The 11,719-nt window shown below is 63.8% G+C and carries 10 protein-coding genes; 6 read left to right on the top strand and 4 right to left on the bottom strand.

Going from position 1 to position 11,719, the window contains the following annotated elements; all coding sequences use genetic code 11:
* Positions 1-27: 27 nt before the first annotated feature.
* Both fdhA and VA602_RS12380 read left to right on the top strand, forming a co-directional pair.
* Positions 28-1,227, top strand: a complete 1,200-nt coding sequence (gene fdhA / locus VA602_RS12385; RefSeq protein WP_323453333.1) for a formaldehyde dehydrogenase, glutathione-independent — start codon at positions 28-30, stop codon at positions 1,225-1,227.
* Positions 1,228-1,401: 174 nt separating this feature from the next.
* Entirely contained in the window at positions 1,402-1,965 is a 564-nt protein-coding gene (locus tag VA602_RS12380; RefSeq protein WP_323453332.1) for a DUF2780 domain-containing protein, read from the top strand.
* A 30-nt stretch (positions 1,966-1,995) separates the two neighbouring features.
* On the opposite strand, the gene VA602_RS12375 is transcribed toward VA602_RS12380, so the two are convergent.
* Positions 1,996-2,883, bottom strand: coding sequence for an acyltransferase (locus tag VA602_RS12375; protein ID WP_200602897.1), 888 nt, complete (start codon positions 2,881-2,883; stop codon positions 1,996-1,998).
* 194 nt (positions 2,884-3,077) lie between these two features.
* Here VA602_RS12375 and rloA2 point away from each other — a divergent pair, with 194 nt between their 5' ends.
* The 4 genes from rloA2 (at position 3,078) to creD (ending at position 7,263) form a co-directional block, all read left to right on the top strand.
* Positions 3,078-3,581, top strand: coding sequence for a retropepsin-like aspartic peptidase RloA2 (rloA2, locus tag VA602_RS12370; protein ID WP_054892157.1), 504 nt, complete (start codon positions 3,078-3,080; stop codon positions 3,579-3,581).
* 133 nt (positions 3,582-3,714) lie between these two features.
* On the top strand, positions 3,715-4,395 hold the full coding sequence (gene creB / locus VA602_RS12365) for a two-component system response regulator CreB (protein WP_112897147.1): 681 nt from the start codon (positions 3,715-3,717) through the stop codon (positions 4,393-4,395).
* Positions 4,395-5,828, top strand: a complete 1,434-nt coding sequence (gene creC / locus VA602_RS12360) for a two-component system sensor histidine kinase CreC (RefSeq protein ID WP_323453331.1) — start codon at positions 4,395-4,397, stop codon at positions 5,826-5,828. The genes creB and creC overlap by 1 nt, the downstream gene beginning before the upstream one ends.
* A 106-nt stretch (positions 5,829-5,934) precedes the next feature.
* The gene (creD, locus tag VA602_RS12355; RefSeq protein ID WP_323453330.1) at positions 5,935-7,263 is read left to right on the top strand and encodes a cell envelope integrity protein CreD; all 1,329 of its coding nucleotides are present in this window, start codon (positions 5,935-5,937) and stop codon (positions 7,261-7,263) included.
* A gap of 141 nt (positions 7,264-7,404) precedes the next feature.
* On the opposite strand, the gene VA602_RS12350 is transcribed toward creD, so the two are convergent.
* The 3 genes from VA602_RS12350 to VA602_RS12340 all read right to left on the bottom strand — a co-directional run bounded on the left by VA602_RS12350 (position 7,405) and on the right by VA602_RS12340 (position 11,542).
* Entirely contained in the window at positions 7,405-8,019 is a 615-nt protein-coding gene (locus VA602_RS12350) for a glutathione S-transferase (protein WP_323453334.1), read from the bottom strand.
* A gap of 7 nt (positions 8,020-8,026) precedes the next feature.
* Positions 8,027-8,695, bottom strand: a complete 669-nt coding sequence (msrA, locus tag VA602_RS12345) for a peptide-methionine (S)-S-oxide reductase MsrA (protein ID WP_323453329.1) — start codon at positions 8,693-8,695, stop codon at positions 8,027-8,029.
* A gap of 153 nt (positions 8,696-8,848) precedes the next feature.
* The gene (locus tag VA602_RS12340; RefSeq protein ID WP_323453328.1) at positions 8,849-11,542 is read right to left on the bottom strand and encodes a putative bifunctional diguanylate cyclase/phosphodiesterase; all 2,694 of its coding nucleotides are present in this window, start codon (positions 11,540-11,542) and stop codon (positions 8,849-8,851) included.
* Between the last annotated feature and the right edge of the window lie 177 nt (positions 11,543-11,719).

Below are 11,719 nucleotides of genomic sequence, written 5' to 3'. Positions count from 1 at the left end.
TAAATACAAATCAAGCGAGGTAAAAGCATGTCTGGTAATCGTGGAGTGGTGTATCTCGGCGCAGGCAAGGTCGAGGTGCAGAAGATCGACTACCCCAAGATGCAGGATCCGCGCGGCAAGAAGATCGAGCACGGCGTGATCCTCAAGGTGGTCTCCACCAATATCTGCGGCTCCGACCAGCACATGGTCCGTGGCCGCACCACCGCTCAGGTCGGCCTGGTGCTCGGCCACGAAATCACCGGTGAAATCGTCGAGTTGGGCCGTGATGTCGAGCGCCTGAAGATCGGCGACCTGGTGTCGGTGCCGTTCAACGTTGCTTGCGGGCGCTGCCGTTCCTGCAAGGAGATGCATACCGGCGTCTGCCTGACCGTCAACCCGGCCCGTGCCGGCGGTGCCTACGGCTATGTCGACATGGGTGACTGGACCGGCGGCCAGGCTGAATACGTGCTGGTACCGTACGCCGACTTCAACCTGCTGAAATTGCCCGACCGCGACAAGGCCATGGAGAAGATCCGTGACCTGACCTGTCTGTCGGACATCCTGCCCACCGGCTACCACGGCGCTGTCACCGCGGGCGTCGGCCCGGGCAGCACCGTCTACGTGGCTGGCGCCGGCCCGGTCGGCCTGGCCGCTGCCGCTTCGGCACGCCTGCTGGGCGCCGCGTGCGTGATCGTGGGTGACCTCAATCCGCTGCGCCTGGCCCACGCCAAGTCCCAGGGCTTCGAGGTGGTCGATCTGTCCAAGGACACGCCGCTGCACGAGCAGATCATCGACATCCTCGGCGAGCCTGAAGTGGACTGCGCCGTCGATGCAGTAGGCTTCGAAGCCCGCGGCCACGGCCATGAAGGCGCCAAGCACGAGGCTCCGGCGACCGTGCTCAACTCGCTGATGCAGGTCACCCGTGTGGCCGGCAAGATCGGTATTCCGGGCCTGTACGTGACCGAAGATCCGGGTGCGGTGGACGCGGCGGCGAAGATCGGTGCGCTGAGCATCCGCTTCGGCCTGGGCTGGGCCAAGTCGCACAGCTTCCACACCGGCCAGACCCCGACCATGAAGTACAACCGCCAGCTGATGCAGGCGATCATGTGGGATCGGATCAATATTGCCGAAGTGGTCGGTGTACAGGTGATCAGCCTGGACCAGGCGCCGGAAGGATACGGCGAGTTCGATGCCGGCGTGCCGAAGAAATTCGTGATCGATCCGCACAAGACCTTCAGCGCTGCCTGAGGTCTTTGGGGGCCGCTGTGCGGCCCAATCGCGGGACGAGCCCGCTCCCACAGGTGAGAAGAATGCCTTTGGGGGCGGGCTTGCTCGTTACCGACATCCGCCCCGGAACAAAGCTCCACCCCCTCAGTCCAACGCCTCGTTTCCCAGGCCATCCCGGCCGACGAGGTCCCTCCGATGAAAGCACTTACCCTGGCAACCCTGATGACCCTGGCCGCAAGCCCGGTATTCGCCTTCAACCTCAACGACGCGGCCAACGCCGTTTCGGCCATGCAGACTCCGAAAGGCCAGGTCCAGGCCCCGCCTGCGCAGGCTGATCTGCTCAACACCCTGGGCAGCCAGTTGAAGATCACTCCCGAACAGGCTGTTGGCGGTACCGGCGCCATGCTGGGGCTGGCGCGCAACAACCTGAGCAACGACCAATACGGTCAACTGACCAAGGCGGTGCCGGGCCTCGACCTGTTGTCCGGTGCCAACGCCTTGGGCGGTTTGAGCGGTTTGGGTGACCTGCTGGGCAAGAACAGCCAGCAGCAGTCGGCGCTGAGCAATGCCCTGGGTAATGTCGAGAATCGCAATGACCTGGACAGCGCCTTCAAGGCGCTGGGCATGGATAGCGGCATGATTGGCCAGTTCGCGCCGCTGATCCTGCAGTATCTGGGGCAGCAGGGGGTTGGCGGGTCATTGCTGCAGAACCTGGGCAGTCTGTGGGGCAGCCCAGCGGCAGCGGTGCCGTCGGTCTGACGCTGCTGCAGGTTCCGCGCAGCGCCAGCCTTAGCGCAACTCTGCGCGCAGTTGCTCGATGCGTTGATCCTTGTCTTCCCACAGTTGGTTGACCCAGGCCTGCACGGTCTGGCGAAACGCCGGATCGCTCTCGTAGTCGCCTTCGCATAATGCCGGGTCCAGCTCGCGCACGCGGATGTCGATGATTACCCGGCTGATGCTGCCGTTGAGCAGGTCCCAGAACCCTGGGGCCTTGTTGCCGGGGTAGACGATGGTCACATCGAGCAGGGCGTCGAGTTGCTCGCCCAGTGCGGCGAGCACGAAGGCGACACCGCCGGCCTTGGGCTTGAGCAGGTGGCGGTACGGCGATTGCTGCTGTTCGCGTTTGGCTTCGGTGAAGCGCGTGCCTTCGAGGTAGTTGACCACCGTCACCGGCTGGCGCTTGAACAGCTCGCAGGCGGCCTTGGTGATTTCCAGGTCCTTGCCCTTGAGCTCGGGGTGCTTGTCGAGGAAGGCCTTGCTGTAGCGCTTCATGAACGGGTAGTCCAGCGCCCACCAGGCCAGGCCCAGCAGTGGCACCCAGATCAGTTCCTTCTTGAGGAAGAACTTGAAGAATGGCACCCGGCGGTTGAGGCTTTCGATCAGTGCGGGAATGTCGACCCAGCTCTGATGGTTGCTGACGCACAGGTAGGAGGTGTTCGCGTTCAGCGTCTCGATGCCGCGGATGTCCCATTGCGTGGGGATGCACAGGGCGAAGATGGCCTTGTCGATTTCCGACCAGGTCTCGGCGATCCACATCACCGCCCAGGAGGCATAGTCGCGACCACGGCCGGGCAGCACCAGCTTGAGCAGGGCGAAGACCATCAGCGGGCAGATCAACACGAGGGTGTTGAGCAGCAGCAGGACAGTTGTAAGGATGCCGGTCAGCAGGCGACGCATAAGGAGACTCTTGTTGTATGAAAGTGTTGTGTGAGATTTGCGGTTGGCAATGATAAGCAGGGTAACGTCCTACGCCAAACGTCCAGTGCCCAATGGAAGGTACAAATGTTTCACATTATGTTGGATAGGCTGTGACAACGAACCTATCCTCCCCGCGTAGTCTAAGCACTGTCTCATCTCAAGGAATGCTTCCCGTGAAACCACTGCTTGCCCTCCTGTCGCTGCTGGCGTTGCCGGTGATGGCCGCCGAGCCGACACTCTATGGCCGCTATGAGTACATCAAGCTCCCCGAGATCGGCCAGACCCTCAAGGCCAAGATGGATACTGGCGCGCTGACCGCATCGCTGTCGGCCAAGGATATCGAGACCTTCACCCGCGACGGCGAGGACTGGGTGCGGTTCCGCCTGGCGACCAAGGATGCCGACGGCAAGGTCTATGAACACAAGGTGGCGCGCATCAGCAAGATCAAGGCCCGCTCAGGCGATGAGGAAGACGAGGACGAACCGGCCGAGGCTGCCCGCCGTCCGGTGGTGGACCTGGAGCTGTGCCTGGGCGACGTCAAGCGCACGGTGGAGGTCAACCTGACCGACCGCAGCAACTTCAACTACCCGCTGCTGATCGGCGCCAAGGCGCTGCGTGAGTTCAAGGCGGCGGTGAACCCGGCACGGCGGTATACGGCAGACAAGCCGGACTGCTGATCGTCCGGCCTGGCCTCTCGCAAGCAAGCCCGATCCCCGCAGCTGCAGCGTCAGCCTGCAATTGTGCGAGTGGGCTTGTCCCGCGAAGGGGCTCGGTCAGACAATCGACGACCAGCCCCTCAGAGCCTCACCCATGCCCCACATCCTCATCGTCGAAGACGAGTCCGCCATCGCCGACACCCTGGTCTATGCCCTCCAGGCCGACGGCCATAGCACCGCCTGGGTGACCCTGGGCAGCGCCGCGCTCGAACAGATGCGCCAGCGCCCGGCCGACCTGGTCATCCTCGACATCGGCCTGCCAGATATCAGTGGTTTCGAAACCTGCCGCCAGCTGCGCCGCTTCAGCGAGGTGCCGGTGATGTTCCTCAGTGCCCGCGATGGTGAGATCGACCGGGTCGTAGGCTTGGAAATCGGTGCCGACGACTATGTGGTCAAGCCGTTCAGCCCGCGCGAGGTGGCTGCGCGGGTGCGGGCAATCCTCAAGCGCATGGCGCCCAGAGCCGAGACGGCAGTCGATGCGAAGCTGTTCGAGGTCGATACGCTGGGGATGCGCATCCTCTATCGTGGCCAGGCGCTGACGCTCACTCGCCATGAATTCCGCTTGCTGCAATGCCTGCTCGAGCAACCCCGTCGGGTGTTCAGCCGCGAGCAATTGCTCGACGGGCTGGGCGTGGCTTCAGATGCCGGTTACGAGCGAACCATCGACAGCCACATCAAGAGCCTGCGCGCCAAGTTGCGCCTGGTGTCTGGCGATGCCGAACCGATCCAGACCCATCGCGGCCTGGGCTATAGCTATAGCCCGGATCACGCCTGATGCGCCTGGGGATCCGGATCTTTCTGGTGTACTTCCTGTTCGTCGGGTTGTCGGGTTACTTCCTGCTCAATACCGTGCGCGAACAGATTCGCCCGGTGGTGCGCCAGTCTTCCGAGGAAACCCTGGTGGACACCGCCAACCTGTTGGCAGAAATCCTTCACGATGACGTAAAGGCCGGCACGCTTGGGCAAAGTCGTCTGCCTCAAGTACTCGAATCCTACGGGCAGCGCCGCCCAGGTGCGGATATCTGGGGGCTGGCGAAAAACCAGGTCAGCCACCGTATCTATGTCACCGACGCCAAGGGCATCGTCCTGCTCGACTCCAGTGGGCAGGCCCTGGGCAAGGATTACTCGCGCTGGAACGACGTCTACCTGACCCTGCGCGGCCAATATGGCGCGCGTTCGACCCGCAGCGACCCGGACGACGAAAGCACCTCGGTGATGCATGTGGCGGCACCGATCATGGACAACGGCCAGGTCATCGGTGTGGTGACGGTGGCCAAGCCCAACAGTTCGCTACAGCCCTATATCGACCGCTCCGAGCAACGTTTGCTGACGCTCGGCCTGGGGTTGATCGTGCTTGGGCTGTTGGTGGGCGCTGCGCTGTCCTGGTGGCTGGCGCGGTCGTTGCGCCGTCTCACCCGGTACGCCCAGGCGGTGAGTGAGGGCGAGCGCGCGGCGCTGCCGCACTACAAGGGCGGTGAATTGCTGCAACTGGCCACGGCGGTGGAGCGCATGCGCACACAGTTGGAGGGCAAGGCGTATGTCGAGCGCTATGTGCATACCCTCACCCATGAGCTGAAAAGCCCGCTGGCGGCGATTCGTGGGGCTTCCGAGCTGTTGCAGGGGCCGATGCCGGATGACCAGCGGGCGCGTTTTGCCAGCAATATCGAACGCGAGAGTGAGCGTTTGCAGCAGATGATCGAGCGCTTGCTCAATCTGGCGCGGGTCGAGCAGATGCAGGCGCTGGAGGATGAACAGCTGGTGCCGCTCGCTGCACTGGTCGACGAGTTGCTGCATGGGTATGCGACGCGGATCGACGGTGCTGGATTGCAGATCAGGCAACAGGTGACGGACGGTGTGTTGTTGCTGTGCGACCCCTTCCTGTTGCGTCAGGCGCTGGCAAACCTGGTGGACAACGCACTCGACTTCACGCCGGCAGGCGGCACCGTGTCGTTCGAGCTGGTGCACGACGGCGATCGGGTCGCGTTGAGCCTGTTCAACCAGGGGGAGGCGATTCCGGATTACGCCATCGAGCGGGTCAGCGAGCGCTTCTATTCCCTGCCGCGGCCAGGCACCGGACGCAAGAGCACCGGGCTTGGGCTCAACTTTGTCGAGGAAGTGATGCAACTGCATGGCGGAGCGCTGGCGGTGGATAACGTCGAGGGCGGGGTGCGGGTCAGGCTGTGGCTGCCTGCGCGGCGCGTGAGCTGATTCCTGCTGTCCGCCTCGTCATCTCCACACAATCTGCACAAACCCTCCCTATCGGCTCCATGTGCGCGGCGCAAGCTGCGCCCATCACAACTAGAGCCAAAGCCCCATGAACAAGCCCCTGAGTTTCAAGCTCGGCATGATCGTCCTGCTGATGCTGCTGTTATTGATCCCTCTGTTGATGATCAGTGGCCTGATCGATGAACGTCAGGCCGTGCGCGATGGTGTGCTGCAGAACATCGCCCAGAGTTCGAGCTTCGACCAGCAGATCAGCGGCCCGCTGCTGGTGGTGCCGTACCGCAAGTACCAGCGCCGCTGGATCGACAAGGACGGCAAGAGTGTGCAGGAAACCAGCACCGTCAGCGGCCACCTGTACTTCCTGCCGGAAACCTTCGAGGTCGACAGCCAGGTCGATACCGAACTGCGCGCCCGCGGCATTTACCAGGCGCGGTTGTTCCATGCCAGGAACCGTGTCAGTGGCCGCTTCAAGCTGCCTGAGCGCTGGGGCGTCGACAAGGACTACGAAGACTACCGGTTCGACAAGCCGTTCATGGTGGTGGGCATCAGCGATATCCGAGGCATCGAGAATGCCCTGGAACTGAGCCTCGACGATCAGCGCCTGCCGTTCGAAGCGGGAACCGGCCTGGACTGGATGGCCGGTGGGGTGCACGTCACCCTGCCGGGGCTGGATGGCCAGGCTGCCCGCGAGTTCGGCTATGCCTTCGACCTGGCGTTGCAGGGCACCGGACAACTCCATGTGCTGCCAGTCGGGCGCAGCAGCCGGGTCGAGATGCACGCCAACTGGCCCCATCCGAGCTTCATCGGCAGCTACTTGCCGGCCAGCCGTGAGGTCGATGCCCAGGGTTTCACCGCGCGCTGGCAGACCTCGTTCTTTGCCACCAACCTGGAAGACGCGCTGCGCCAATGCGCCGGTGCGGACAAGTGCGCGGATTTCAGTGGGCGCACCTTCGGTGTGAGCTTCGTCGATCCGGTGGACCAGTACCTCAGGAGCGAGCGTGCGATCAAGTATGCGCTGCTGTTCATCGCGCTGACCTTTGCCGGCTTCTTCCTGTTCGAGGTGTTGAAGAACCTCAGCGTGCACCCGATGCAATACGTGCTGGTGGGGGCGGCGCTGGCGCTGTTCTACCTGTTGCTGCTGTCACTGTCGGAACACCTGGGTTTTGGCCTGGCCTATGGCTTGTCGGCAGGGGCCTGCGTGCTGCTGATCGGCTTCTACTTGAGCCATGTGCTGCACAGCCCGGTACGCGGGGTGGGTTTTGCGGCGGGGTTGGCGGCGCTGTATGGGCTGCTCTACGGGCTGCTGAGCGCGGAGGACTATGCGCTGTTGATGGGCTCGCTGCTGTGCTTTGGCTTGCTTGGCGTGTTCATGGTGCTGACCCGGCGGCTGGACTGGTCGCGGGTGGGGAGGGCGGCATGAGAGAGGACAAGGCAATCGGGCGCTGGCTGGCGGTTCGGGTGGGGTCATTGTTTCCTGCCAGGCCGGGGTGAAGCATTCGCGGACAGGCTGGCTCCTACAGAGGGGATATGTCTGTGGGAGGGGCTTGCCCGCGAAGGGGTTTCAGGCGACCGGCACGGTAGCCAGCATCGACGCGCGCTGGCTCACTTGGGCATACCATTCAGCCAGCCCAGGCTGTTTTTCACGCCAGCCGAACTCCGGCTGGCGCAGGTCCAGGTAGCCCAGCGCGCAGGCCACGCCGATCGCGGCGATATCGAAGCCGGAGGCGATCTCTGCCAGGTGATGCTGCTCAAGATCCGCCAGGCCTCGGCGGATTTTCTGTGACTGCGCCTGCAGCCAGCCATCCCAGCGCTTGTCCTCAGGACGCAGGAAGCTTTCATAGCGGCTCGACACCGCCGCATCCATGATCGCATCGGCCTGGGAGGCCAGGGTCAGGCGCCGCCAGCGCGCCGAGCCCTCGTGGGGGATCAGCGGGTTGCCGACGTGCTGGCTGTCGAGGTACTCGCAGATCACCCGGCTGTCGTGCAGCACGCTACCGTCTTCCAGGCGCAGGGCCGGGATCTTGCCGATCGGATTGTCCTGGTTGAGCTGCTCGTCACCGCTCACCGGGCTGATGTTGACGGTTTGCAGGCGTACGCGGTCGAGCTGACCGGTCTCGTGCAGCACCAGCAAGACCTTGCGCACGAAAGGCGACAGCGGCGCATGGAACAGCACCATACCCATGTCAATTACCCTGCAGGCTGGGCGGCAGGCACACGCCAGTGCCACCGATGCCGCAGTAGCCTTCGGGGTTCTTGGCCAGGTACTGCTGGTGGTAGGCCTCGGCGAAGTACACGGTCGGCGCCTGGTCGATCTCGGTGGTGATCTCGCCGAAACCGGCCTTGTTCAACTCGGCCTGGAAAGCATCGCGGCTGGCCTTGGCCAGTTCCAGTTGCTCGGGCGAGGTGCAATAGATGGCCGAGCGGTACTGGGTGCCAATGTCGTTGCCTTGGCGCATGCCCTGGGTCGGGTTGTGCAGTTCCCAGAACATCGCCAGCAGTTCGCGGTAGCTGACCTTGTCCTTGTCGAACACCACCAGTACCACCTCGGTGTGGCCGGTCAGCCCCGAGCAGACCTCTTCGTAGGTCGGGTTCGGGGTGAAGCCGCCGGCGTAGCCGACCACGGTGCTGACCACGCCTTCACGCTGCCAGAAGCGTCGTTCGGCGCCCCAGAAGCAGCCCAGGCCGAAGATGGCGAAGTCGATGCTGCCCTCGAAGAATGGGCCGAGCAGCGGGGTGCCTTCGAACACGTAGTGGAATTCGGGCAGGGGCATGGGAGTTTCGCGGCCGGGCAGGGCCTGTTCGGCAGTGGGCAGGACGTTTTTGTTCACGAGGATTTCCGAGCGCAGGACCATGATTGTTCCTCTGTCTGACAGTGGGAGCGGTTGTGGCTTGTTCGCAGGCAAGCCCACTCCTGCAGGGTTGCATTGCAGCCTGCCATTGTAGGAGCGGGCTTGCCCGCGAAGAGGCCCACATGGCCCCTATAGTGCCCGAGGTTTGCGCGCCTGTCAGGCCACCGGCCCGCGCGGGTAGCGCCTGAGCTTGTCGACCAGCTCGCGCCCCGGGATTGGCCGGTCGAACAGGTAGCCCTGGCCGACGTCGCAGCGGTGGCGACGCAGGAATGCCAGCTGTTCGGAGGTCTCGATGCCTTCGGCGACCACCTTGAGCTTGAGGTTGTGGGCCATGGCCACCACCGCCGAGGTGATCTCCATGTCGTCCTGGTTGGCGGGGATCTCGCTGATGAAGCTGCGATCGATCTTGATGATGTCGATGGGAAACTTCTTCAGGTAGCTCAGCGATGAATAGCCGGTACCGAAGTCATCCATGGCCAGGGTCAGACCCAGCTGCTTGAGCTCGTCGAGCTGGCGCCGGGTGTCTTCGGTGGCTTCAAGCAGCAGGCCCTCGGTCAGCTCCAGCTCCAGCAGGTGCGGGGGTAGCGCTTCTTCCTTGAGAATGGCGCCAATCGAGCTGACCAGCTCGGGGTCGGAAAACTGCTTGGGCGACAGGTTGATCGCCACATGCAGGTTGCCCATGCCGGCCTCGCGCAATTCCTGGCTCATGCGGCACGACTGGCGCACCACCCATTTGCCGATGGGGATGATCAGGCCGGTCTCCTCGGCCACGCTGATGAACTGGTCGGGGCGGATCATGCCGCGCTCGGGGTGGTTCCAGCGCAGCAGCGCCTCCAGGCCCAGCAGGCGACCACTGCGCAGGCACAGCTTGGGCTGGTAGAAGACCTCCAGCTCGTTCTGGGTCAGGGCCCGGCGCAGGTTGTTCTCGACGAACAGCTTGTAGCTGGCCTCGGCGTTGAGCACTTCGGTGAACACCTGGACCTGATGCTTGCCGTTGGCCTTGGCCTTGTGCAGGGCCAAGCCTGCGTTCTTCATCAGGGTCTGCGGGTCGGCGCCGTGCAGGGGCGCGCAGGCCAGGCCCACGGAGGCGGTGACGTTGATCAGCTGGTTGTCGACGAACATGGGTTTGTCGAGGGTGCGCAGCAACTGCTGGGCGATGTTCTGGCCGTCTTCGAGGCTGGTGTCGTCCAGCAGCACGGCGAACTCGTTGCTGGCAAAGCGCGCCAGGCTGCCACCGCTGCTGAGGCTGTTGCGCAGACGGCGGGCCAGGCTGATCAGCAGCTTGTCGCCGGTCTGGTGGCCGAGGCTGTCGTTGATCCGCTTGAAGTTATCGATGTCGACCAGCAGCAGGCAGATCGGGATGTCGCCGTCGCGAGCGAAGCGTTCGTCGAGGCTGCGGATGAACGCCGGGCGGTTGCCCAAGCTGGTGAGGTTGTCGGTGTAGGCCAGGCGCTCGATGCGTTGCTGGGCAAGCTTGCTCTGGGTGACGTCTTCGTAGATGCCGATGTAGTGGGTCAGCTCGCGGTTGTCGCCATACACCTTGGAAATCGATAACTGGCCCCAGTAGGGCTCCAGGCTCTTGCGCCGGCTCTTGAATTCACCTTGCCAGCTGTTGCCCATGGCCAGGCTCGACGGTGAGTCGAACAGGATCTGGCTGAGGTTTTCCAGTGCCGGCAGCTCGGCCAGGTGGTGGCCCTGAACTTCTTCGGTGCTGTACTGGGTAATGGCGGTGAAGCTTGGGTTGACGTACTCCACCACCCCGTCGCGGTTGACCAGCAGGAAGGCGCTGGCGCTTTGCTCTACCGCGCGTTGGAACAGGTGCAGGGCGCTGGTGGCGGTGCGGCGGTTGTGGTTGGTGATGACCTGGGCGAACTGGTCGGCCAGCTCACCGGCAAAGGCGATTTCGTCGGATTGCCAGGCCCGGGGCTGGCCAGTCTGCTCCAGACAGAGCACGCCGACTACCTGGCCGTCGACGCGGATACTGGCATCGAGCATGGCATTGTCGGCGGTATTTAGCAGGCCCTGGACCATGTCCCGGGTGCGTGGGTCATGGCTGGCGTTGTGGGCGTCGATGGCGCGGCTGGCGTGCAGGGCGTCGAGGTAATCCGGGTAGTGGCTGGCGTCGATCGGCTGCGGCAGGCGGTGGGCCTGCTCGTGCTGGAACCAGGCGGTGATCGGCTCCAGGCGTTGCTCGTTGAGGTACCAGATGCTGGCGCAGTCGAGTTTGTAGATTTCGCAGGCGCTACGGGTGATCAGTTCAGCCGCTTCGAGCAAGGAGTTGCTGGCGCTGTAGCGCTGGCGTGCCAGGCGCAGGATCAGGTCCTGCTGGGCACGCACCCGCTCCAGGTGTTCGAGTTGCTCTCGCTGGGCGCGCTGGTTGAGTTGCAGGGCCAGTTGCAGGCGGCTGTTGCGTGACTCGAGATCGTTTGCGTCCTGGCCTGGAGTTTCCTCGGCCTGGTCGTCCAGCACCGTGAGGTAGCCGCGCAGCAGCTGGCGATTGTGCTGCTTGTAGGCCTCGCCGACTTCCAGCAAGCGCAGGGGCCCGGAGCCCGCGTGCAGGGTATAGCGCACGCGGTAGTGGTTGCGCCGCGCCAGTTGCAGTTGGATCTCGTCATGCAGCTTGTAGCGCGCTTCAGGCTCCATGAGGCTGGCATAGGGCGAGCCGATCAGAGCGCAGAGCTCGGCCGCGGGCAGGCCGAACTGGCGATCGCAGCCAGGGTCGAGGTAGAGCATCGCCCAACTGGCTTCGTTCAGCCGCTCGAAACGCAGCATCCCGAGCCGCGAGGGCACGGGTAACTGCGTCACGACCTCGGCCGCCACACGGCTGGCGGCATCGGGTTGGCTTTTCATCGAAGACTCGCTTGAACAAGGCGGTTGGCGCGGTATGCCGCAGGTAAGCGGCGGCGCGTTGAGCAAGGGTGCATCATGTCCCGTGGGCTGGCAAGCGGCCATATGGGGCAGCGTATGCAGGTTGTCGGCTGGGCGTGGGAAATCTGAAGCTTGTGCGCCTCGCGGCCCTTCATGGGG

This window comes from Pseudomonas machongensis (assembly GCF_034961125.1).
Lineage (GTDB): Bacteria > Pseudomonadota > Gammaproteobacteria > Pseudomonadales > Pseudomonadaceae > Aquipseudomonas > Aquipseudomonas machongensis.
The sequence above is the reverse complement of the archived record's forward strand: the minus strand, read 5'-3'. Positions and strand labels throughout refer to the sequence as shown.